General features: G+C 40.4%; 22 protein-coding genes. 17 read left to right on the top strand and 5 right to left on the bottom strand.

Annotated features, from left to right (window positions below):
- Positions 1–88 precede the first annotated feature (88 nt).
- Complete coding sequence (locus tag CXF64_RS09510) at positions 89–1,042, top strand: YihY/virulence factor BrkB family protein (RefSeq protein ID WP_007582878.1); 954 nt, start codon at positions 89–91, stop codon at positions 1,040–1,042.
- 3 nt (positions 1,043–1,045) lie between these two features.
- Here the strand turns inward: CXF64_RS09510 and CXF64_RS09505 are convergent, their stop codons facing one another.
- Together CXF64_RS09505 and CXF64_RS09500 are read right to left on the bottom strand one after the other, a co-directional pair.
- Complete coding sequence (locus tag CXF64_RS09505) at positions 1,046–1,933, bottom strand: LysR family transcriptional regulator (RefSeq protein ID WP_010554286.1); 888 nt, start codon at positions 1,931–1,933, stop codon at positions 1,046–1,048.
- 89 nt (positions 1,934–2,022) lie between these two features.
- A complete protein-coding gene (locus CXF64_RS09500) occupies positions 2,023–5,127 on the bottom strand; it encodes a bifunctional diguanylate cyclase/phosphodiesterase (RefSeq protein WP_010554287.1) in 3,105 nt (1,034 codons plus the stop codon).
- A gap of 201 nt (positions 5,128–5,328) precedes the next feature.
- Here CXF64_RS09500 and CXF64_RS09495 point away from each other — a divergent pair, with 201 nt between their 5' ends.
- Both CXF64_RS09495 and CXF64_RS09490 read left to right on the top strand, forming a co-directional pair.
- A complete protein-coding gene (locus CXF64_RS09495) occupies positions 5,329–6,171 on the top strand; it encodes a pirin family protein (RefSeq protein ID WP_101216892.1) in 843 nt (280 codons plus the stop codon).
- 21 nt (positions 6,172–6,192) lie between these two features.
- The gene (locus tag CXF64_RS09490; RefSeq protein WP_101216891.1) at positions 6,193–7,167 is read left to right on the top strand and encodes a glutathione S-transferase family protein; all 975 of its coding nucleotides are present in this window, start codon (positions 6,193–6,195) and stop codon (positions 7,165–7,167) included.
- Positions 7,168–7,170: 3 nt separating this feature from the next.
- On the opposite strand, the gene CXF64_RS09485 is transcribed toward CXF64_RS09490, so the two are convergent.
- From CXF64_RS09485 to CXF64_RS09475, 3 genes are read right to left on the bottom strand one after another with little or no spacing between them, the layout of a single operon-like run.
- Positions 7,171–7,413: a hypothetical protein gene (locus CXF64_RS09485; protein WP_101216890.1), complete on the bottom strand. Its 243-nt coding sequence runs from the start codon at positions 7,411–7,413 to the stop codon at positions 7,171–7,173.
- Between the two features lie 10 nt (positions 7,414–7,423).
- The gene (locus tag CXF64_RS09480) at positions 7,424–7,870 is read right to left on the bottom strand and encodes a hypothetical protein (RefSeq protein ID WP_101216889.1); all 447 of its coding nucleotides are present in this window, start codon (positions 7,868–7,870) and stop codon (positions 7,424–7,426) included.
- A gap of 6 nt (positions 7,871–7,876) precedes the next feature.
- On the bottom strand, positions 7,877–8,215 hold the full coding sequence (locus tag CXF64_RS09475) for a hypothetical protein (RefSeq protein ID WP_010554292.1): 339 nt from the start codon (positions 8,213–8,215) through the stop codon (positions 7,877–7,879).
- 496 nt (positions 8,216–8,711) lie between these two features.
- Between CXF64_RS09475 and mraZ the strand changes: the two genes are divergently transcribed.
- Genes mraZ through ftsA form a run of 14 tightly spaced genes read left to right on the top strand, consistent with a single transcriptional unit; the run spans position 8,712 to position 24,165 of the window.
- Positions 8,712–9,170 carry a division/cell wall cluster transcriptional repressor MraZ gene (mraZ, locus tag CXF64_RS09470; RefSeq protein WP_007582904.1) on the top strand — a complete coding sequence of 153 codons (459 nt, stop codon included), beginning with the start codon at positions 8,712–8,714 and terminating at the stop codon, positions 9,168–9,170.
- Between the two features lie 28 nt (positions 9,171–9,198).
- Positions 9,199–10,137: a 16S rRNA (cytosine(1402)-N(4))-methyltransferase RsmH gene (gene rsmH, locus CXF64_RS09465; RefSeq protein WP_101216888.1), complete on the top strand. Its 939-nt coding sequence runs from the start codon at positions 9,199–9,201 to the stop codon at positions 10,135–10,137.
- The gene (gene ftsL / locus CXF64_RS09460) at positions 10,134–10,460 is read left to right on the top strand and encodes a cell division protein FtsL (RefSeq protein ID WP_007582915.1); all 327 of its coding nucleotides are present in this window, start codon (positions 10,134–10,136) and stop codon (positions 10,458–10,460) included. The genes rsmH and ftsL overlap by 4 nt, the downstream gene beginning before the upstream one ends.
- Positions 10,457–12,274 (top strand): peptidoglycan glycosyltransferase FtsI, encoded by a 1,818-nt coding sequence (locus tag CXF64_RS09455; protein WP_010554293.1) that lies wholly within the window; start codon positions 10,457–10,459, stop codon positions 12,272–12,274. Before ftsL ends, CXF64_RS09455 begins: the two co-directional genes overlap by 4 nt.
- Positions 12,267–13,745: a UDP-N-acetylmuramoyl-L-alanyl-D-glutamate--2,6-diaminopimelate ligase gene (gene murE / locus CXF64_RS09450; protein WP_101216887.1), complete on the top strand. Its 1,479-nt coding sequence runs from the start codon at positions 12,267–12,269 to the stop codon at positions 13,743–13,745. Before CXF64_RS09455 ends, murE begins: the two co-directional genes overlap by 8 nt.
- Entirely contained in the window at positions 13,742–15,124 is a 1,383-nt protein-coding gene (locus CXF64_RS09445) for a UDP-N-acetylmuramoyl-tripeptide--D-alanyl-D-alanine ligase (RefSeq protein WP_101216886.1), read from the top strand. The genes murE and CXF64_RS09445 overlap by 4 nt, the downstream gene beginning before the upstream one ends.
- Positions 15,124–16,206 (top strand): phospho-N-acetylmuramoyl-pentapeptide-transferase, encoded by a 1,083-nt coding sequence (gene mraY / locus CXF64_RS09440; RefSeq protein ID WP_007582922.1) that lies wholly within the window; start codon positions 15,124–15,126, stop codon positions 16,204–16,206. Before CXF64_RS09445 ends, mraY begins: the two co-directional genes overlap by 1 nt.
- On the top strand, positions 16,207–17,541 hold the full coding sequence (murD, locus tag CXF64_RS09435; protein ID WP_101216885.1) for a UDP-N-acetylmuramoyl-L-alanine--D-glutamate ligase: 1,335 nt from the start codon (positions 16,207–16,209) through the stop codon (positions 17,539–17,541).
- On the top strand, positions 17,538–18,713 hold the full coding sequence (gene ftsW / locus CXF64_RS09430) for a cell division protein FtsW (protein ID WP_007582927.1): 1,176 nt from the start codon (positions 17,538–17,540) through the stop codon (positions 18,711–18,713). The genes murD and ftsW overlap by 4 nt, the downstream gene beginning before the upstream one ends.
- Positions 18,710–19,786, top strand: a complete 1,077-nt coding sequence (gene murG / locus CXF64_RS09425) for an undecaprenyldiphospho-muramoylpentapeptide beta-N-acetylglucosaminyltransferase (protein WP_101216884.1) — start codon at positions 18,710–18,712, stop codon at positions 19,784–19,786. Before ftsW ends, murG begins: the two co-directional genes overlap by 4 nt.
- Entirely contained in the window at positions 19,787–21,238 is a 1,452-nt protein-coding gene (murC, locus tag CXF64_RS09420; RefSeq protein WP_002957994.1) for a UDP-N-acetylmuramate--L-alanine ligase, read from the top strand.
- Complete coding sequence (locus CXF64_RS09415) at positions 21,235–22,155, top strand: D-alanine--D-alanine ligase (RefSeq protein ID WP_101216883.1); 921 nt, start codon at positions 21,235–21,237, stop codon at positions 22,153–22,155. Before murC ends, CXF64_RS09415 begins: the two co-directional genes overlap by 4 nt.
- Position 22,156: 1 nt before the next feature.
- Positions 22,157–22,936, top strand: a complete 780-nt coding sequence (locus CXF64_RS09410; RefSeq protein WP_007582934.1) for a cell division protein FtsQ/DivIB — start codon at positions 22,157–22,159, stop codon at positions 22,934–22,936.
- Positions 22,933–24,165 (top strand): cell division protein FtsA, encoded by a 1,233-nt coding sequence (gene ftsA / locus CXF64_RS09405; RefSeq protein ID WP_007582937.1) that lies wholly within the window; start codon positions 22,933–22,935, stop codon positions 24,163–24,165. The genes CXF64_RS09410 and ftsA overlap by 4 nt, the downstream gene beginning before the upstream one ends.
- The last annotated feature ends 17 nt before the right edge of the window (positions 24,166–24,182 follow it).

Below are 24,182 nucleotides of genomic sequence, written 5' to 3'. Positions count from 1 at the left end.
AGATAAATATTAGCAAGTTTGGTACCAAACACTTATAACTTGGCAAATATTTTGCTGTAGTAACGTAATACAAATATTGAGGTTTAGAATGAAAGAAGCTAAACGAGGACAGCAAGCAGAGCAGCCTGCACATATCCCTTTTATAGGTTGGTGGGATATTGTGAAACGTATTTTTAAGCAAATGAGTGAAGATAACTTATCTATAGTGGCAGCCGGTGTGGCATTTTATGCGTTACTTGCTATTTTTCCAGCCATTGCGGCGATGGTATCAGTGTATGCGTACTTTTCATCCCCAACAGATATTAGTGAGCACTTAAGTAAAATAGTTACTTTGCTTCCACCAAGCACTAGTGAACTGATTTTATCTCAGGTTTCTAGCCTAGCTAAAACATCAAGTGCAAGCTTGAGCTTAAGTGCAATTGGTACGCTCATACTTACTATTTGGAGTAGCTCAAAGGGCAGCCAAGCACTTATTACTGCATGTAATATTAGTTATCGTGAGTATGAAAAACGCTCATTTTTTCAGGCTCAACTAGTCCGTTTTCTATTTTCGGTAGGAGCGATTGTAGTCGCAATTTTTGCGCTATTAATTATTGGTATCCTACCTATTGTACTTAATTTAGTGGGGCTAAAAGAAAGTATAGATTTATTAATTAAACTCATTTCTTGGCCATTATTGGCTTTTACCTTTAATTTTGCATTGGTGCTTTTATATCGTTATGCCCCACATCGTAAACCTGCTAAATGGCGTTGGATCACGATGGGATCGTCTATTGCTACCGTGCTGTGGATTTTGGCATCTATAGGTTTTTCTTTTTATGTGTCGCGTTTTTCTAGTTATAACGAAACGTATGGCTCACTAGGTGGTGTAGTGATTATGCTGATGTGGTTGTATATTAGCGCTTATATAATCACATTAGGTGCTGTAATTAATGCAGCTACTGAGCAGCAAACAGGTAAAGATAGCACTGTAGGGCCGGCTAAAGAGCGTGGGCAACGAGGCGCCTATGTAGCAGATCACCTCGATGTAAAAAACGAATAGGTATTAATTAGCTAAATTAGTAAGTGCAGTAATTTGCTCTTTAAATTCTTGTGCTGCAGGACCAAGCCTGTCGTTGTCGTTGCACATTAAATATAAATTAAGAGTGCGGGTTGTACCTTGGTCTAAATTAAGTGCAATGAGGGTTTGATCTTCAATTAAGTGTGCAATTTGTGTTTTTGGCAGCCAAGCGTAACCTAAATTCTGACTAACCATATCAATAGAGTTACGTAAGTGGCTTACTGTCCAGCGCATATCAGCACCTAGCCAGCCTTCGTTGTGACTGGTGTGGGTTGCTGAATCGCGAACTACTATTTGCCGGTGTAGCTTTAAATCACGAAAGTTGAGTTGTTCAGTATGTTGGTGTAATACATGGTCTTTATGCGCAACCGCTATAAACTCTATATCGCATAACGTACTGCAGCTAATTCCATAGATAGGAATTGACGAAATAGCTAAATCAACCACTGAGTTATGTAATAATTCGTTTGCACCTGTTAGCACGCTTTCTACTAAATCAATTTTTAAAAGAGGGTAAAGCTCACTCGTTTTAGCAAGTGCTTGGTATAAAATAGCGTGTGGAAAAACCTCATCAACAGCTATTTTTAACGTGCTTTCTACGCCTTCGCTTAGCGTACTTGCTACCGATTCTATTTTAGTCGCTTCTTCAATTAAAAACTCGGCTCTGCGTAAAATCAGCTTACCGCTATCGGTTAAAAATGCTTTACGGCCTTTTACTTCAAGCAACTTAATTTGCAAGGCGGCTTCAAGTTTTTGCACAGCATGGTGTACGGTTGACTGACTTTTATGTACAGCTGCGCTTGCGCCTGCAAACCCGCCATGATCCACAACCGCTTTAAACATTCGCCATTGCTCTAATGTTGCTTTTGCCATTTTTAAATCCTGTTACTACTTTATATCTGATTGCTTAACTTGACCGCGCAGACGCATTATTTATTGCGTAACAGTGATTTTTTGTCTATTTATTTTAACAAAGCTACTTTTTTATCAGCTAGAAGTGCCATAAAACTGCTTTTATTTAAAGGTCTTGAAAATAAATAACCTTGACCGTAATCGCATCCTGCTTCAAGTAGTAGCTGCATTTGTAATTTAGTTTCAATTCCTTCGGCGATTACTTTTAAGCCCAACTGATGCGCCATAACAATGATGGCTTCACACAATGCAAGTTCTTGGCTGCCTACTTGAATATTATCAACAAAACGTTTATCTATTTTTAAATAGTCGGTGTCCATTTCTTGTAAGTAAGCGAGCGACGAATACCCGGTACCAAAGTCATCAAGAGCAAGCTGCATACCTGATTTTACTATTTCTTTTAGGCGTCTTTGCGTAAGTGCTTCAGGGTTAACCATTAAGCCTTCAGTTATTTCTGCGACAATTGACGAAGCAGGCAGCTTTGCTGCTTTTAGCATATCGTACCATTCATCTATGCCACTCTCTGGCGTGGATAATTGCACTGGCGATACGTTTACACTTATTTGAAAAGTATCATCGGTTAGTGTTTTTATATCGTTAAGTGTTTGCAAAGCTTGGGCAAATACAAATTGACCAATTGCATTTATTTGCCTGGTTTCTTCAGCAAGTGGGATAAATGCGATAGGGCTAATTAGGCCTTTTTCGGGATGTTGCCAACGAATAAGCGCTTCAGCTTTATGGATATGTAAATCATTTAAAGCAACTATGGGCTGATAAAATAACTCAAACTGTTCAAGTTCTATGGCACTTCGTAAGTCTTTTAATAGCACCATGCGCGCGTGTGCATATTCGCGCATGTCAGCAGAGAAAAACTCAAAACAGTTACGACCATTACTTTTTGCTTTATACATAGCCTGATCGGCTGCCTTTAAAAGCTGTTCAGTATTTTCACCATCATTAGGAGCGCAAGCAATGCCTATGCTTGCACTAATAAATAACTCTTCGTTTTCAAGATGCAAAGCTGACGATAGACTAAGTAAAATATTACTCGCAATTTGATTAATATGGCGCGTACTTTTAATGTGACTAAATACAATAACAAACTCATCTCCCCCAATTCGTGCCACAAACTCAGCGTTTTTTGCCGACTGGACTATACGCTGAGATACGAGTTTTAATAAGTTATCGCCATAGTGATGGCCTAATGTGTCATTAATATCTTTAAAGTGATCAATATCTAAAAGCATGACAACCAATTGATTATCTGGAGTAACAACATTTGAAAATCGTTGATTTAATCGCTCCTTTAATTCTAAACGATTTGGTAAGTCAGTTAGGTGATCAAAATGAGCTTGTCGCCAAATGGTTTCATCAGCTTGTTTTTTTTCTGTGAGGTCTGTGAATATCGCGATACGACGAATAGGTGCGTTGTTTGTATCATAAATAGTATCGATTGTGAGCCACTCAGAATAAAGCTGCCCGTTTTTTTTACGGTTAATAACCTCGCCTTGCCAGCGGCCTGTTTGCTGTAATTCAGACCACATTTTATTGTAAAAATTCTTATCATGTTTTCCTGATGAAAGAATTGAAGAGGACCGGCCAATTACTTCTTCTTTACTATATAAAGTCGTTTTGCAAAATGCAGGATTTACATCAAATATGATACCCGTTGGATCGGTGATTGCCATGCCTTCACTACTGTTGTTATACACTAGTGAGGCAAGGTGGAGTGCTTCTTCATTTACTTTTCGTTGTGTTATATCTCGTAGCACAACAACGTATTCATTTTTACTTTGCATTGCGCTAATACGTGCTTCAAAGCTGCGTTTAGGATCTGATTTTTCGAGTGTGAATTCTAAATTACTCGAAACATCAAGTTTAGATAACTGCGATAACAAAAGCTGAACATTGCTGTGTGAAAGTATTGATGATAAATGAGGTACTACAGTGCTGTTAGGATTTACTTGAGGCTTAAACTGTCCTGTTATGTTGAGAATATCGCCATGGATGTTAATTCTAACGTAACTATCGGGCAGAGTATTAAGCAAGCTAGTAAGCTCATCATGCTTGTTTTTTAAATTAGCTTCAGCTGTTAACCGAGTTTGCGCCATTGATTTAAAACGCTGATAGAGAGTATTTAGCTCTGGATTATTGGGTTGTATTTTTTGTGCGGGCATCTCGCCCTTAGCCAATACGTTTGTTGCATTTGTTAGATTATTAATTGGGTCAATAATGCTGGTTTTAAGTAGTTTACGTGCAATTAAAGACAGTATCAGCAGCGATAAAATAAACACACCAATCGCTATAAAAAAATTATTATTTATTTGCTTTAAAGCATGTGTGACAGGAAGTGCAATATGTATATTTAAGCTGTTATTACTTGGATCGCTGTAAATAACAGAGTGATGAAGCATTCGGGCTTCACCTTCAATGGATTTTATTTTTGTTGATGCCTCATTATCAATCGAAGAATCAGTTGCTAATAAAGTCTGTGCAATATTATCGCCAAGCGCGGCCGTTGTAGGTGGATAACGCGCTAAAATTTTTCCGTTAGAATCAGCAATTGCAGCAATAGAGCCTGGCGGAAGTTCAATGTCATTAAAAGCATTGTTCCACCAGTCAAGCGCAACAACGATAACTACAACCCCCTGAATTACATTTTTTTTATTAATAATAGGTAACGCAAAATTAAGAGTGTTTTTTTGCAGGCTTCGGTCGTGCTGAAAATAACCTACCGACAATTGGTTACTTTTTAAGGCGTTTTGGAAATACGCCCGATCGGCAATATTAATTGTTTTGGCTAACCCGCTTGTTGTACATATAACAATGCCATTTGGATCTATAATCCCGATATTGGCAACATGTGCGTAAATAGATCTAAATTGATTAAAATAATTAGGGCAGGTCGTTGCTAGATTTTCTTTCTTACTTTCCTCTTTAGCCAAATAACGTGCTAAACGGTCAATATCATCGACTAAGTGCTTTTGCTGTAAAATTAATTGCTTAGCAATATTTTCTACTTTTTTTTCACTTTGCTCAATAGAGTGATCGCGTTCAAGCAGCAGTGTAAAAATAATTACAGCGGTGCCCGGAATACTTAGCAATATAAGTAAACGATAAAGCTGATGTTTGAGAGAATAAGTAAAAATAACCATTCCTTAGTTTTGTATTTTGCAATAACAATTGTAGCCAAATTCACTCCAAATAACCATAGTAATTATAAGGTTGAAAATGTAACCAATGAATCATTATAGTTCTATTTTTTGGAATGTTAAGGTCGATTTAAAGACATAGTTGTTTTGTTTAATGAATGATTTAATAACCTCATCAACTTATTCTTTAGAGTGAATTAAAAAATGAAAATATCAAAAATACTTACAGCTTATGCAACTCAAGATGGCGACGGCGTAAGCATTAGCCGCATACCAGGGTTTGATGGTAAATATTTAGATCCCTTTTTAATGATTGATGAACTTAAGTCAGACGACAAAAAAGATTATATGGGAGGCTTTCCTGAGCATCCGCACCGAGGTATTGAAACGTTTACTTATATTCTAAAAGGTGGCTTTGAACATCGTGACCAAATGGGTAACAGAGAAGCAATTAAAGCAGGCGATGTGCAATGGATGAGTACAGGGCGCGGCGTCATGCACAGTGAAATGCCACTCGCGGATGCTGTAGATGGACTGCATGGCTTTCAAATTTGGATCAACATGCCAAGCGCAGAAAAAATGCGTGATTCACGTTATCAAGATACTACTAAAAACCCAGCTCCGAGTTTTACAAATACGCAAGGTGTGACGTTAAAATCACTTGCGGGATCGTGGCAGTTTAAAAGTGAAACGCTTACAAGCGCTCTGCAAAGTTTAGCGGCTAATGCGGCGCTCGCTGATATTACATTACCCGCTGGTAAAAACATCTATTTAGAGCCTCTTAGCCAACAAAAAGTAATGCTTTATATTCATAGCGGCTCACTAATAATGAGCGACAATCAAACAATACCAGCGGGCAAGTTACTTATTTTGGAACCAGGCAGTGACATCAATATTAGCTCTGAGCACGGCGCTGGTGTTTTGGTTTTAGCAGGCGATCCACTTAATCAACCGATTGCTCATATGGGGCCGTTTGTAATGACGACGCAAGCAGAAGTACAGCAAGCAGTGCGTGATTATCAAAACGGCGAGTTTGGCAAAATTTAACGGTATTTTTAGGAGAGTTTTATGGGATTATTAGTTAACGGCCAATGGCAAGATAAATGGTACGACACCGATTCAAGTAACGGTAAGTTTGAACGCGAAACAGCGCAGTTACGTCACTGGATCACTGCAGATGGTAGCGCTGGAATAACGGGCGAGGCCGGTTTTAAAGCTCAAGCGAACAGGTATCATTTATATGTGTCACTTGCGTGTCCTTGGGCGCATCGAACGCTTATATTTAGAGCGTTAAAAGGGCTGCAAGATTTAATTACGGTGTCGGTTGTTAGCCCTGACATGCTTAATAGTGGTTGGGCTTTTGATACGCAAAACCACAGTACTGGCGATGCATTATTTAATAGTAATTACTTACATCAAGTGTATACAAAAAATAACCCTGAGTATTCTGGGCGAGTAACGGTTCCCGTATTGTGGGATAAAAAGCTCAATAAAATTGTTAGTAATGAGTCTGCCGATATTATACGTATGTTCAATAGTGCGTTTAATGAATTAACAGGTAATAACGATGATTACTATCCTGAGGCACTGCAACCAAAAATTGACGAATTAAATACACTGATTTATCCAAATATAAATAATGGTGTTTATCGTACGGGCTTTGCTACAACTCAAGATGCGTATGAAGAGGCGTTTAACGATGTATTTAAAGCACTCGATACAGTAGAGGGGATACTGAGCAAACAGCGGTATTTAGCCACAAATGAACTCACAGAAGCAGATTGGCGATTATTCACCACTCTCATTCGGTTTGATAGTGTGTACGTTGGTCACTTTAAATGTAATTTACGCACAATTGAAAGCTATCCTGCACTGAGCGGATACCTTAGAGAGTTATATCAGGTTAAGGGAGTAGCAGAGACAGTTGATTTTTATCATATTAAACGTCATTACTATTTTAGCCATACAATGATCAATCCGACACAAGTTGTGCCAAGTGGCCCAAGTGTTGATTACTTATCTGATCACGGTAGAAATGTTTAGCGTTTAAGCAAACAGCCTAACAAGCCAGCCGTATTTTCTTACCAAGCTGGTTTCGCCTTTCCCTACTTGTACAGCTGCGCCGGCTAAAAAGGCACTTGTTAGTCCCACTTTAGTTGCGGCAAAACGCTTAAGTCTATATTGAAATGCCGCATGATGTTGGCGTTTCAACTCGCTGCGCGTGTCCATTTGCTTACTAAGAGCATCAACGTTTTCATTAGGTGCTTTGATTAAGTAGTTAACTAACATGATAATTTCCTTATAAGTTAAACAGTTGTTTTAAGCTTTTGAGCGTTTTACTAAAGCCAATTTTATTGCTTAGGTAAACTGTATTTTTCCAAAGCCATGCTAAACAAGCAACTTGCAGCAAAGCAGCTGTTGCAATACTTAGCCATACTGACCCAAAAACATCGTATACACCGTATCCAACAGCACCTAATACTCCTGCCCACAACAAAACCAAACCACTGGCAAAACAGCCTAAAAATATAGTGATCAATGCAAGCGATCTAAGCGATAACCGCCATTCAGCTTTAGCAAGCTGATGGGTGATCTTTCCTTGAGTTTGGTAATCATCCTTGAGCTGCTTAGAGTACTCTAAAAGCTTTGCTATATGATCTTGCCAATCGTCCTTTTGGCTCTGCTGCTCAGTAGTTTGGTTTTGCGCTTCACCATCCTTGGCTGCGCTTGTTTGTGGGTTATTCATCACTAATTACTTACGACGAAATAGTGATGTAATGAGCATACCCGCAGCAAAAGCAATACCCGCGGTTGCTAATGGATTTTCAGAAGCAAATGCACGGGTTTTAGCTGTACATTCACTTAACTTTTCGCGTGCAATAAGTTGTTTTTCGCTTAGTGCTTCTGCTGAACTCGAAGCGCCTTTACGAACACTGCTTTCAGCTGTTGCTGCTTTGCTAGAAAGTGCATCTACAGCATCGTGCGCCGCTGATGTTGCTTTCTCTGTAAGAGGTGATTCAGTATTTGTTAGTTTAACGTCAGGCTTAACATCTGAAGTTGTGTTTGGTTTCGTATTTGTTGCAGTAGCCATAATCAATCCTTAATAAGTTAAAAATTTAAATAGTGATTTAGATGATGCAATGATTAAACCAAAACTGTTATTTATTTTAAGTTGTTGATTTTGTTTGTTTTTGTTGTTTGTATATAACTTTTTGTATTTGGTAATTTAAAGCAAACAGTAACTATTACTACACGGTTAGGTAAATTTTACAAAGGGAGTAAAAATGCTTAAAAAGTTGTAAATATTCATTGGTTATTCAGTAAGTAAAGCGTGTAAACAGAAAGTTATAAAAAACAGAATAGATATTTTTTTCATCACAATCCCACTTTTTCCCACGTAATTCAAACGCTTCGCTTGAGCCCTTATTTTTTCTAGCTTTGGGACTTACTAAAGCTGGTCAGCTTACTTGACAAAATGGCTTGTCAAGCCCTAAACTGGAGCACTGTGGTAAAAAGTGGTTTTTAGTGGATCACACTGGATAAAAATAAACAAAAGTTGAATAAAACAATTTTAAAGTAGGTTTTTTATGTTTCGTGGCGCGAGTTCACTGAGTTTGGATGATAAGGGGCGTTTTGCGGTACCGACTAAGTACCGAGAATCTCTATTGTCTGAAGATCAGGGAACGGTTATTTGTACCGTCGCATTAAATGAGCCGTGTTTATGGTTGTATCCGCTGGCTGAGTGGCTAGAAATAGAAAGCCGTTTAGCTAAAATCTCCAATATGAACCCACGAGCCCGTCGAATGCAGCGTATGTTGCTCGGGAATGCTACTGAATATCAACTTGATAAAAATGGTCGAATTTTGCTTGCGCCGTCACTGAGGGCTCATGCATCACTTGGCAAAAAAATCATGCTAGTTGGTTTGATGAATAAATTTGAAATTTGGGATGAGGCGCGTTGGCACGAGCAAATGCAGCAAGATACTGAGCTTGAAAGGCTTGGCGATTTTGAACCTAACCAAGATTTAGATAATTTTACACTCTAACAGCACAAAAAAAGGCAAATAATAGCTAATGACAGCGCAATTTGAACACGTATCCGTATTAATGGACGAAACCATCGATGCCCTCGCAATTAAGCCAGATGGTATATACATGGATGGTACGTTTGGACGTGGCGGCCACTCTGGACAAATTTTAGCACGCCTAGGTGATGAAGGTCGCCTGCAAGCAATTGACCAAGATCCACAAGCGATACAATCAGCCGAAATATTTGCTGATGATCCACGTTTTACGATTGCACATACTCGTTTTTCAAATTTATACGAAGTAGCAGAGCAGAACGATCTCATTGGTAAAGTGGATGGCATTTTATTAGACATTGGTGTCTCGTCGCCACAACTTGATGACGCTGCGCGTGGTTTTAGTTTCATGAAAGATGGGCCACTTGATATGCGCATGGACCCAACAACAGGTCGCAGTGCTGCACAGTGGTTAGCAGAAGCCGAGTTAGATGATATTACTCACGTAATTAAAAAACTGGGCGAAGAAAAGTTTGGTAAACGCATTGCACACAAAGTACTCGAAGTTCGTGAGCACACGCCAATCACAACAACCAAGCAACTTGCTGACCTTGTTGATGAAGCAGTACCGGTAAAAGATAAGTTCAAGCACCCTGCAACACGTACTTTTCAGGCGATTCGTATTTATATCAATAGCGAGCTTGAAGAGATTCAAACAGCGCTACAGTCTGCAGTTAAAGTGCTAAAGCCAGGCGGACGTTTAGTGGTGATTTCGTTTCACTCACTAGAGGATCGTATTGTAAAACAGTTTATTAGAAAACAGAGTAGGGGAGAAGTGTTACCCAGAGGTCTGCCTTTAACTGATGCACAAATAAATAAAAACCTGACGTTAAAAGCAGTGGGTAAGGCTATTAAGCCAAGTACTGTTGAAGTAGTACGTAATCCACGTTCTCGTAGTTCTGTACTTAGGATTGCACAGAGGTTGGGATGAGTAAAAAAGCGAGCTATCGTCAACCCAATTTATTCTTTGAAATATTAAAAGGCCTAGGTGCTAACAAGCTAACCTCGGCCTTGTTGGTTGTGATATTCGCTTCTAGTTTAGCTGTTGTGCAAACAACACATTTAGCTCGTGGGCAACTTATAAAGCAAGATCAATTATTACAAGAACGTGATGAACTCGATTTAGAGTGGCGCTACTTACTTGTTGAAGAAGAATTTTATTCGCAACATGCACGTATTGAAGAAGTTGCTATATCACAATTAAAAATGAAACGACCTACGAGTCAAGATGAGCAGGTAATAATAGTACAATGAGAAATAGAGGCAAAAAACCAGTCACTAATTTAATCACATGGCGCTTTATGCTGGTGTGTACAGTTGTGTTTATGGTGTTTGTAACACTCGTATCTCGCGCTGCTTATTTACAAGTAATAGAACCCGATAAAGCACGTTCAGAAAGTGATAAACGCACGGTACGTGTTGAAAAACTGCATGTGCAACGCGGAATGATTTTTGACCGCAATGGTAAAGAATTAGCGGTAAGTGTGCCTGTGGTAAGTGTATATGCTGATCCTAAAGCATTACATAAATCGCTTGTATCTAAAGTAATTAAACAAGCCCGCAAAAGCGGCGAAGATCACTTATCTTTAACTGAAAACACTGTTGAGCTTGATAAGCGTACTGCACTTTATTATAAAAACGATTTACGCTGGCGCGAGCTTGCAGATGTGCTGCGCATTGATCCTAAGAAGATTAACTCTCGACTATTAAACGATCCCTCGCGTCGCTTTGTTTATTTAAAGCGCCAAGTTACTCCTGCTGTAGCAAATTATATTGGTGATTTACGCCTCCCTGGTATTCATTTACTAGATGAATCTAAACGCTATTACCCCGCCGGTGAGGTTACCGCGCATGTTATTGGTTTTACCAATATCGATGGCAAAGGCATTGAAGGCATTGAAAAGCTATACGAAAACGCTTTAACGGGCGAGGAAGGCCGCCGTACTATTCGTAAAGACGCACAAGGGCGTGAGGTAGAAGTACTTGACGAACGTGAACGTGTAGAGCCAGAAAGTATAGAACTAAGTATTGATCAACGAATTCAAGCTATTGCGTACAAGGCCGTAAAATCAGCTGTACTGACTTATAAAGCCACATCGGGCTCAGCTATGGTAGTTGATGTTAAAACCGGTGAAGTACTGGCAATGGTAAATAGCCCTTCATTTAATCCAAACAACTTAAGCGATGCTGCACCTCATAAACGTCGTAACCGCGCAATTACAGATTTGTTTGAACCAGGCTCAACTGTTAAGCCTCTAGCCATTTTGGCTGGGCTAGACTACGGCGCGATTCAGGCAGATGACACGATTGATACCTACCCAGGTTGGATGCGTTTAGGTGGTAGTTTAGTTAGAGATACTCGTAATCACGGCGAACTAACACTGCGCGAAATACTAAAGTACTCCTCAAACATGGGAGTTGCGAAGGTTACTCAGTTAGTGCCTAAAGATTACCTTGTTGGTTTATACCAAAAAGTAGGCTTTGGTAGTGATACAGGTACTGGAATGGTCGGTGAAAGTAGCGGTTTGTTTTATCCAAATCGTCGTTGGTCTGACTTTGAAATTGCCACTTTATCATTTGGTTATGCGATTTCGGTAAGTACTGCGCAAATGGCGCGCTTTTATACCATGTTAGGCGCTGGTGGAGTTAATCGACCACTGACTATTTTAAAGCAAGACAATATACCTGAAGGCGAACGTATTTTTAAACAAAAAGACGTAGAAGCCGTAGTGCACATGATGGAAAGTGTATTTGAAAAAGACGGTACTGCTCGCAACATAAAAGTTGATGGGTATCGTGCAGCTGGTAAAACAGGTACATCTAAAAAAGCCGTAGCAGGTGGTTATGGTGATGAATATGTAGGTTATTTTGCAGGTGTAGCGCCGGCAAGTAATCCTCGTTTAGCCGTGGTAGTTATGATTAATGAACCAGGTGGTGATGTGTACTATGGAGGTGCCACCGCTGGCCCTGCATTTGCAGAAATCATCTCTAACGCATTAAGAATATTAAACGTAGCGCCTGACAAGGAAGAGGTTGCGTACGTACAAGGTAAAGATAACGATGCGTGATTTAAAGGATATTTTAAAATACATCGAAATAGATGCGCCCTCGCAACTGGTAAAACATTTACGCCTTGATAGCCGTGAAGTAACGCCAGGTGATGTATTTGTTGCTATTAAAGGCCATGCACTTGATGGCGGTCAATTTATTAATAAAGCAATTGAAAATGGCGCAACAGCTATTATTGCTGACAGATTATGTGAATTTGAAACAAGTTTTGAGCCACTATATTTAGTTTCGGAGCTTGATAAAAAGCTTCCAGAATTAGCAAGTCGCTTTTATAGCCAGCCAAGTCAGGCTCTTGATTTAATTGGTGTGACAGGTACAAACGGTAAATCGACAACCACAGCAATGATTGCCCACTTAGCGCAATTTTGCAGTACTGATTCGGCTATTATTGGCACTTTGGGTTATGGTCATCCTGATAACTTAATTCCACTGATTAATACCACACCTTCAACGGTTGATTTGCAGCATATTTTGAGCGATTTAAATTCGCAGCATAAAAAGCTGGTAGCCATGGAAGTGTCATCTCATGGATTAGTGCAGCAGCGTGTTGCTAAATGCGCGTTTAAAGCGGCTGTGTTTACTAATCTTTCGCGCGATCACTTAGATTACCATGTTGATATGGCAAGTTACGGTGATGCGAAACTAATGCTTTTCCGTGATTTTGAGCCGCAAGTTGTAGTGCTTAATCAAGATGATTCTCAAGCTGAGCAATGGCTTGAAAAGTATGATTTTAATAACCTAATCTGTTATGGCCGCAAAAACTTAGCCCCTAAGAATGCTCAGTACGTTTATTTTTCTGATGTTGAATATTCAAGTGAAGGTATTTCGGCGCAGTTATCGACTAGTTGGGGTGTTATGTCGATTAAATCGCCTCTGTTTGGCGAATTTAATTTATATAACTTAACGGCCGCGATCGCTACATTACTAGGGCTTGGTTATCCGCTTGAGCAATTAGTTTCAGGTTGTGCGCAGTTACAGCCAGTAGCTGGGCGAATGCAAGCATTTAGCCAAGCAGGCATGCCGACGTGTGTTGTTGATTACGCACATACACCCGATGCACTTGCACTTGCATTACAAGCATTACAGCTGCATGTGCCAGGTGGTGTAAGTTGTGTATTTGGTTGCGGTGGCGACAGAGATAAAGGTAAGCGTGCATTGATGGCGCAAGCTGCAGAGCAAAACGCTAATAAAGTTATTATTACCAGTGATAACCCTCGCTCAGAAAACCCTGATGACATTATTGCAGATGTAGCAGGCGGTTTAACCCATCCTCAAAATGCACATTTAGAGGCTGATAGAGCAACTGCAATTCGTTTTGCTATAGAAAATGCTACAGCTGATGACGTTATTTTGATTGCAGGTAAAGGCCACGAAGATTATCAAATTATAGGCGATAAGCGAATCGACTTTTGCGATCGCCGGTATGTACAAGAACAACTAAAAAAAGCAGTAAGAGGGATAACACAATGATCCCAATGGATTTTGATTGGTTAGCTAATGTGCTAACAACCGATTATCAAGGTGATAATCAACACGTACTTAATATAAATACTGATACTCGTACAGTGTGCGATGGCGAAGTGTTTTTAGCACTGAAAGGGCCAAATTTTGATGGGCATAAATTTATAGCTGAGGCTAAACAAAAAGGCGCTATTGGCGTTATTGTTCAGCACAACGTTGATGTAGATATTCCACAATTTATAGTAAGCGATACACGTATTGCACTAGGTGCAATTGGCACCGCTGTTATGGCCCAAGTGGCGCCTAAAACAATTGCAATTACAGGTAGTGTAGGCAAAACCACCGTAAAAGAAATGTGTGCGGCAATTTTGTCGGTTCACGGTGATGTATTAGCTACTAAAGGTAATTTTAATAACGATATTGGCGTCCCACTTACGTTATTGCGCTTAGAGCCTCAACATCGTTTTGCGGTTATTGAACTAGGTGCAAATCACTTAGGTGAAATTGCTTACACTACTGCAATGACAAAACCAGATGTAGCCGTTGTATGTAATGTTGCAGCAGCCCACTTAGAAGGTTTTGGTAGTTTAATGGGCGTCGCAAAAGCTAAAGGTGAGATTTTTGATGGCCTTAAAGATGACGGCGTTGCAATTGTTAACTGCGATAGTGAATTTAGCCAATATTGGTTAGATAAGCTTGAAGGGCGTAATGTTAAACGTTTTTCTACAACCGAAAAACTCGATATTTGGGCAGAAGATATAACACTTGATGCCAATGCGCGTGCAAGCTTTACGCTTTGCACTAAAAACAAGCAAGTACCTGTTACTTTGGCACTTCCGGGTAAGCACAATATTAGTAATGCACTTATCGCTGCTGCACTGACCAGTGAATTTAACGTAACCCTTGAAGAAATAGCCAATGCACTTGCCACAATGGCTGATGTAAAAGGGCGCGTTAATTTAATTGAAGTGTCTGATTTACTCACCGTGGTTGATGATACCTATAATGCCAATGTTAAGTCGGTAAAGGCTGCGATTGACTTGTTAAGTGATATGCAAGGTCACCGCATTTTAGCGCTGGGAGACATGGGTGAGCTAGGTGAAGATGCACGTAAGTACCATCAAGAAGTTGGCGAGTATGCACTTGAACAAAGGATTGATGAGTTATTTACATTAGGTGTATTAAGTAAATACGCAAGTGATGTGTTTGAACTACCTAATCGCCACTTTTCGAGCCGCGAACAGATGCAGCAAAAAATTCAAGAAAGTATTAATAAAGTGAATACTAAAACAACAATAGTAGTGAAAGGATCGCGCAGTTCTCGCATGGAATTATTAGTAACCGATTTAGTTAATGGCCAGCAACAAGCCATCAATGGAGTATCATAATGTTAGTTTGGCTGGCAGAGTATTTAACACAGTATTTTAGTGGTTTTCATGTTTTTTCGTATTTAACGCTACGTGCCATTTTAGGTATTTTAACTGCGCTAATTATGTCTCTTTATTTAGGACCTAAGTTAATTCGTGGTTTGCAACGTATGCAAATAGGCCAAACAGTTCGAGACGACGGTCCGCAATCGCATTTATCTAAGTCGGGTACGCCGACTATGGGTGGCTTACTTATTTTAGCGGCTATTTTTACCAGCACGCTACTTTGGGCCGATTTATCAAATAAATACGTATGGGCAACACTATTTGTAATTGGCTCATTAGGTATTGTTGGCTTTGTTGATGATTACCGTAAAGTTATTCGTAAAGATCCAAAAGGCTTAATTGCTAAGTGGAAGTACTTTTGGCAGTCGGTCATTGCATTAGTTGTAGCTACTGCTTTGTATTTTACCAGTGCACAAGCATCTGAAACATCACTTGTTGTTCCATTTTTTAAAGACGTATTACCGCAATTAGGTTTGTTTTATATCGTGCTTACGTATTTTGCCATAGTAGGTACATCAAACGCGGTAAACCTGACCGATGGTTTAGATGGCTTGGCGATTGTGCCAATTATTTTAGTGGCTTCGGCATTGGCAATTATTGCTTACTTAACAGGTAATATTAACTTTTCGGCTTACTTACATATTCCACATTTACCGCTGGCGAGTGAGCTTGTGGTTGTATGTACTGCCATTGTGGGCGCAGGGCTTGGCTTTTTATGGTTTAACACTTACCCAGCACAAGTATTTATGGGCGATGTGGGTTCATTAGCACTTGGTGGCGCATTAGGTATTATTGCTGTTTTAGTACGCCAAGAGTTACTGCTTATTATTATGGGCGGTGTATTTGTAATGGAAGCGCTATCGGTAATATTACAAGTGGGGTCGTATAAATTACGCGGACAACGCATTTTTAGAATGGCGCCGATTCATCATCATTATGAATTAAAAGGTTGGCCAGAGCCTCGCGTTATTGTGCGCTTTTGGATTATTTCTGTTGTGCTAGTGCTTGCTGGCTTAGCTACTTTAAAGATTCGATAAATGCAGTATTTAAACGAGATAAAAAACAAACAAATAACAGTGCTCGGACTCGGTGTAACCGGTCTGGGCATTGTGCGTTTTCTATTATCTCATGGCCTCACACCAAAGGTCGTTGATAGCCGAGTAACCCCGCCGGGGATTGATTGGTTAAAAGAGCACGCGCCAACTCTAGATACCCACTTCGGTAAGTTGGATGACGCAGAGCTTTGTTCAAGCGATATGATTATTATAAGCCCTGGGCTTAGCTTAAAAATACCAGCTGTTGCAGATGTAATTAACGCAGGTGTTGAAGTGATTGGCGACGTTGAGTTATTTGCACGCATTAATACAAAACCTGTTGTTGCAGTAACGGGCTCTAACGGTAAATCAACCGTGGTGACGCTCGCTTATGAGGTGTTAAAAGAAGCCGGCTATAAAGTTGCTTTGGGTGGGAATATTGGCACAGCGGTACTTGATTTACTCAATGATGATTTTGATGTGTATGTGCTTGAGTTATCGAGTTTTCAGTTAGATACCACAACGAGTTTAAAACCAGTAAGTGCAACGGTATTAAATGTGTCTGAAGATCATCTTGACCGCTACGACAGTTACCAAGCTTATATAGACTCAAAGCTAAGTATTTATAATTTTGCAGAGCTTATTGTTGTCAATGCAGACGATAGTCAAACACATCCTGTTGAGCGTGGTACGGCTCCTCTAATTAGCTTTGGTGCTCAACAAGGTGATTACCATTTAGCGCAGCACAATGGCGAAACTCACTTTATGGTTAAAGGCGATGCCTTTTTACCTGTTGATACACTTGCGGTAGTGGGTAAGCACAATTATTTAAATACGCTTGCAGTAATGGCGCTCTTAAGTCCGTTTGAAGTAAGCAAAGAGCAATATAAAAATGCATTAGGTCAATTTAATGGGTTGGCTCATCGCTGCCAATTTGTAGCTGAGCTTAACGGTGTAAAGTATTTTAACGATTCAAAGGCAACTAATGTTGGAGCGACCATTGCTGCAATAGATAGTTTAGCTAGTGACGGTGAAAATCTGATTGTTATTGCTGGTGGCGATGCCAAAGGCGCTGATTTAAATGCGCTTAAACCTTACATAGAACAGCATGTAAAAGCATTAATTTGTTTTGGTAAAGATGCAAGTGACTTAGCTGCGATTACCAATAAGAGTTATTTAACTAACAATATGGAAGAAGCCGTTACTTTGGCCAAAGTACTTAGTAGTGCAGGCAATATTGTTTTATTAGCACCCGCATGTGCCAGCATTGATATGTATAACAATTATATGCAACGCGGTGATGACTTTGTTCAGTGTGTAATGGCAGAGGCGTTATGATTGCTTTTGCCGATATAAGAGACGCATTAACACCTAAGCCTTCGGCGCAGTTATACGATGTACCGCTATTGTACTGCGTAATAATGCTCATTGGTGTTGGTTTTATCATGGTGACCAGCGCATCAATGCCTACCGCAGAGCGGTTATTTGATGACCCGTACCATATTACCATTCGCCACAGCATGTTTTTGGCAATGGCGTTTGTGCTTTTTTGGATAAGCGTTTGTGTGCCAATGGAGTGGTGGAAACGATCAAACCCTTATCTATTAATACTAGGTATGGTGCTATTAATAGCGGTATTGATTATTGGGCGCGAAGTAAACGGCGCTAAACGATGGATACCTATTGGACCTGTTGGTTTTCAGGTGGCTGAGGCCGCTAAGTTGTACTTTTTTAGTTATATTGCGGGTTATTTGGTAAGAAAACGCGAAGAAGTACAAGAAAATATTAAAGGCTTTGCAAAGCCAATTGCTGTATTTGCAGTGTATGCACTGCTTATTCTGCTGCAGCCAGATTTAGGCACAGTGGTTGTTATGTTTGTAACAACGGTTGGTTTATTGTTTTTAGCTGGTGCTAAGTTATGGCAGTTTTTTGTACTTATTTTAACGGGCGTTGGTCTGGTTGTATTACTTATTATTGTTGAACCATATCGTATGGCGCGTGTTGTAGGCTTTTTAGACCCTTGGGATGATCCTTTTGGAAAGGGTTATCAGTTGGTGCAATCGCTAATGGCATATAGCCAGGGGGGTTGGTTTGGCCAAGGCTTAGGTAACAGTGTACAAAAGCTACAATATTTACCTGAAGCACATAACGATTTTATTTTTGCCGTTATAGGTGAAGAACTTGGCTTAATAGGCGTTGTAAGTATTTTAACTGTATTAGCTACTTTAGTATTTAGAGCCTTATTAATAGGCCAACAAGCGCTTAAGTGCGGCAAGGAATACGAAGGCTACTTTTCATTTGCCATTGGTATTTGGTTTGCATTTCAAACCATGGTGAATGTAGGTGCGAGCGCGGGTATTTTACCGACGAAGGGTTTAACCCTGCCGTTTATTTCTTATGGCGGCTCAAGCTTATTAATTATGACGATTGCCACGGGTATTTTATTACGCGTAGATTTTGAAACCAAAATGGCAACCAAACAAGCCACCTCACGCGGAGGTAAGCGATGAGTAAAAAATTAGTAGTTGTGGCTGGTGGAACTGGCGGACACATTTTTCCCGGTATTGCAGTAGCCGATTATTTAAAACAGCAGGGCTGGCAAGTTAGCTGGATCGGCACACCAGATCGAATGGAAGCGAGCGTTGTACCTAAGCACAATATAGATATTGATTTTATTAACGTTAAAGGTGTTCGTGGTAACGGATTAAAGCGTCTTATTAAAGCCCCATTCATGGTAATTAATGCAGTATTACAGGCGCGTAAGGTATTGAAAGAACAGCGTCCTGATGTAGTACTTGCAATGGGCGGTTATGTTACGGGGCCAACGGGAATTGCCGCAAAAAGTTTAGGTATTCCGCTGGTTATTCACGAGCAAAACGCTGTAGCGGGTATGAGTAATAAACTGCTAGCTAAGGTGGCTACACGGGTATTAGCTGCATTTCCAAGTGCTTTTGCACAGGGTCAAGCCGAGCTAGTAGGTAACCCAGTTCGCCAAAGCGTGATGAATATAGCCAAACGCGATGTATCAAGCCCTATTAATATTTTAGTGGTAGGTGGCTCGCTTGGTGCACAAGTGCTTAATCAAACATTACCAGAAGCGTTTAAAGTACTAAATAATACAGCTCCAATAAGTGTATGGCATCAAACAGGTAAGGGTCATTTAACTACCGTAGAAGCAGCTTATAAAATGCATGCTTTTGCAGGTAGTAATACAAAAATAGCTGAATTTATTGATGATATGGACGCAGCCTATAGCTGGGCTGACATTGTTGTTTGTCGTGCTGGTGCGTTAACTGTTAGCGAAATTGCAGCGGCAGGTAAAATGGCCGTTTTTGTTCCGTTTCCACATGCTGTGGATGACCATCAAACAGCGAACGCACAATATTTAGTGATGGCTAATGGCGCATTATTAATGCCACAAGGGCAGTTTAATAAACAATCAATTGTTGAACTACTAAGCCCGTATTTAGCCCAACCTTCATTAATAACTGAAATGGCTACAAATGCAAAAAAACAAGCCATTTTAGATGCCACAGCAAGCGTAGCAACGCACTGTGAGCAAGTAACAAATAAGAGAAAATAAGTGAAAGAAACGTCAGTACAAGAAAAACACACACGCCCTGCAATGCGCCGAATAGAAACCATTCACTTTATTGGTATTGGTGGAGCAGGTATGGGCGGTATTGCTGAAGTACTCGCTTTTGAAGGCTACCGTATTACAGGTTCTGACATTGCCCATAGCGCTATGACAGATCGTTTAATTAAAGCCGGTGCAGAAGTATTTATTGGCCATCATGAAAATAACGTGAAAGATGCCAATGTAGTCGTTGTTTCAAGTGCGATTGATGAAACAAATCCTGAAATTATTGCAGCTAAAGCCGCAAGAGTTCCTGTTGTTCGCCGCGCAGAAATGTTGGCTGAATTAATGCGTTTTCGCCACGGTATAGCAATTGCGGGTACGCATGGTAAAACAACGACAACAAGCTTAATTGCGAGTATTTATGGACAAGCAGGGCTTGATCCAACCTTTATTATTGGTGGCTTGTTAAATAGCGCAGGTAGTAACGCAAAAGTAGGCAAAAGTGATTTTTTAATTGCAGAAGCTGATGAAAGCGATGCGTCGTTTTTACACTTACAGCCAATGGTATCGGTGATCACAAATATTGAAGAAGATCACATGGATACTTATGGCGGCAGTCTTGAAAAAATGAAAGACACGTATGTCGATTTCATTCATAACTTGCCGTTTTATGGCTTAGCTGTTGTATGTATTGATTCTGAAGTTGCTGCTGAACTTATCCCGCGTTTTGGTCGCCCAGTTATCACGTATGGCGAATCGAAGGATGCTGATTATCGCATGAGCGATTTTAGCCAATCAGCTAATACATGCACATTTACAGTAACTAACAAGCAAGGTGAGTGTTTAACTGCCACGTTGAATATGCCAGGTAGACATAACGCACTTAATGCAACCGCTGCAATTGCTGTGGCAAAAGATCAAAACATTGCGAACCATGCAATTTTAGAAGCGCTGCAGAAGTTTGAAGGTATTGGTCGTCGTTTTCAACACTATGGTGAATTTGAAAACGAGCGTGGCAATGTGATGTTAGTTGATGATTACGGGCATCATCCTTCAGAAGTTGCAGCAACAATTGCAGCAGTACGTGAAGGTTGGCCTGATAAGCGTTTAGTAATGGTATATCAACCTCATAGATTTTCCCGTACACGCGACTTATACGAAGATTTTGTAAAAGTACTTGCTGATGTAGATCAGTTGCTACTGCTTGATGTGTATAGCGCTGGTGAAGATCCTATTGTTGGCGCAGACAGCAAAAGCTTATGCCGTAGCCTTCGTCAACGTGGCAAAGAGCCGCTGCATGTAGCAACAAATGCAGAGCTTGCAGGCGTTTTGGCCGCAAATTTACAAAATAATGATTTAGTATTAACCCAAGGCGCTGGTAATATAGGTCAGTTAGTTAAAACATTAGCTGCGACGGGTATGTCGATAGAAAAACTTAAGCAAGGTGAAGTATGACTCAGGTAAACACACAATTTGGTAAAGTAGCGGTACTGCTAGGTGGTAACTCAGCAGAACGTGAAGTGTCTTTACGATCGGGTCAGGCTGTTTTAAATGCGCTGCAAACTAGTGGCATTGATGCAATTGCATTTGACCCGCAAAGTCGTTCTTTGTGGGAGTTAAAAGAATTAAATGTAGAGCGCGTTTTTATTGCTTTGCATGGTCGTGGTGGCGAAGACGGAACTGTACAAGGTGCGCTTGAATTTATGAACCTGCCTTACACGGGCAGTAATGTACTGGGTTCAGCACTTGCTATGGATAAAGTACGTTGTAAGCACTTATTTAAATCAGCGGGTTTAAGCACTGCACCTTATACCGTAGTTGACGCTAAAAAAGGCTTTGATGCTGCAGCTATTATGGGTGAGTTTAAAAAGGTAATGGTTAAGCCATCGCACGAAGGCTCAAGCATCGGTATGGCGCAAGCAAGTACAGCACAAGAACTTGAAGACGCACTAGCTAATGCATTTAAGTTTGATAATCAAGTGCTTATAGAGCAGTGGATCACGGGACGTGAATTCACAGTTACAGTGCTTGGCGATGAAGTACAACCAGTCATTGAGATGACGACACCTAATGGTTTTTACGATTACCAAGCTAAGTATCAATCAAATACAACGCAGTATCATTGCCCTGCCGATTTATCAGAGCAAGATACTAAGTACTTACAAGCTATATCGCTAGATGCATTTGATTTAGTGGGCGCAAGTGGTTGGGGCCGTGTTGATGCGATGCAAGACGAGCAAGGTAACTTTTATCTCCTTGAAGTAAATACAGTACCAGGCATGACTGAAAAGTCGTTAGTGCCAATGGCGGCAAAAGCGAATGGGGCAACTTTTGAACAATTAGTTGTTCGCATTTTAGAGCAAACGCTTTAATATGCATCCCCTTTTAGAAAAAGCTCAGGAAATCAAACTGAAACTTAATTGGTCTCTGATTTTTGGTGTGAGCTTTTTTCTGATAGTTGTAATTGGCTTAGTGCAAATTACAACAGGTGTATCGGATTGGTTAGTTGAAAACAAAGATGCTCAAATTAAGCACCTTACAGTGCAAGGGCAGCCTAAATACACAGATGAAACGGCAATTATAAAAGCGATTAAAAAAGCCGATTTAAGTAGTTTTTTTGAACTTGATGTTAAGCATGTGCAGCAGCTAGTTCAAGACTTACCCTGGGTTGCTACCGCTTCGGTGCGTAAACAATGGCCTGATACTATACAAGTATATGTTGTTGAACATGAAGTAGTAGCACATTGGAATAGCGACTTATTGCTCAACCAAAGTGGTCAGGCATTTCAAGCCAGCAGCGATAAGTTAGATGATGACTTACCGCAGTTATACGGCCCAGAAGGCAGCGAAGAAGAAGCGTGGATTGCTTTTAAGCAATTTGATGAAATGCTAAAAGTTAACGGCTTAACGTTAACAAGTTTGGCATTGTCGGAGCGCTTTTCGTGGCAACTATGGTTAGATAACGGAATACGTTTAAATTTAGGACGTAAAGATAAAGCCAAGCGTGTACAACGTTTTATAGACGTTTATCCACGAATGGAACAACGTGCAGATGCACAAGTAGATACAATAGATTTACGGTATGATACCGGCCTTGCAGTCAGCTTTAAGCCAGTGCAAGAAGAACAATTACAAAATAAGAGTAAGGCATGACTAAGTCAGCAGAAAGAAACCTAGTAATAGGGTTAGACGTTGGCACCTCGAAAGTGGTTGCCACGGTAGGTGAAATCACCGCAGATAACAAGCTCAGCATTGTTGGTGTGGGCAGCCAAGTATCTCATGGTATGGATAAAGGCGGCGTTAACGATTTAAACTTAGTGTCTGAGTCTATTCGCCGAGCAATAGACGAAGCCGAGTTAATGGCTGATTGTCGTATTAGCTCTGTGTATTTGGGTATTTCTGGCAAACATATACAGTGTCAAAATGAAAGTGGCGTGGTGGCAATTAATAACACTGAAGTCACTGACGAAGACATTGAAAATGTAATTCATATTGCGCGTTCTGTGCCTATTTCGGCAGAACGTAAAATGCTGCATGCATTGCCACAAGAATACAGTATCGACATGCAAGAGGGCATTAAAAACCCACTTGGTATGAGTGGTGTTCGTATGGAAGCGCGTGCACACATTATTACGTGCTCAAACGATATGGCAAAAAATATCGAGAAATGCGTAGAGCGCTGTGGTCTTGAAGTCGATCAACTTATCTTTACTGCATTAGCGTCATGTTATTCTGTACTAACAGATGACGAAAAAGAGCTAGGTGTTGCAGTACTTGATATTGGTGGCGGCACTATGGATATCACCATTTATATTAATGGCGCACTTCGTCACTCTGCGGTTATTCCAGTGGCGGGTAACCAAGTTACTGGTGATATTGCAAAAATATTTCGCACACCTATATCACATGCCGAGTCACTCAAAGTACAATACGCATGTGCTAGTAGCCAAATGGCAAGTAGCGAAGACACAATTGAAGTACCAAGTGTAGGCGGACGACCAGCAAGGTTAATGTCGCGCCATACATTATCTGAGGTGGTAGAGCCTCGTTTTAGAGAATTATTTGAGCTTGCGATGGAAGAAATTCGTCGTTCAGGCTTAGAAGACCAAATTGCGGCAGGTCTCGTTATTACAGGCGGAACTGCTAAAATGACTGGCGCGATGGAAGTGGCAGAAGATATCTTCCAAATGCCAGTAAGAATAGGCAAACCAATCGGGATGGTTGGTTTGACAGACTATGTAGATGATCCTTCGTACGCAACCGCTGTTGGTTTGTTACAATACGGGCGTACCATGCAATCGATGAATGCACAAAAGTCGAAAGCAGAGGATAACAATAATTGGTGGAACCGCATTACTAAATGGTTCCAAGGCGAGTTTTAAGACTCAAGTCGGAGAGT

This window comes from Pseudoalteromonas sp. GutCa3 (genome assembly GCF_002836155.1).
In the GTDB taxonomy this organism is placed as follows: domain Bacteria; phylum Pseudomonadota; class Gammaproteobacteria; order Enterobacterales; family Alteromonadaceae; genus Pseudoalteromonas; species Pseudoalteromonas arctica.
The sequence above is the reverse complement of the archived record's forward strand: the minus strand, read 5'-3'. Positions and strand labels throughout refer to the sequence as shown.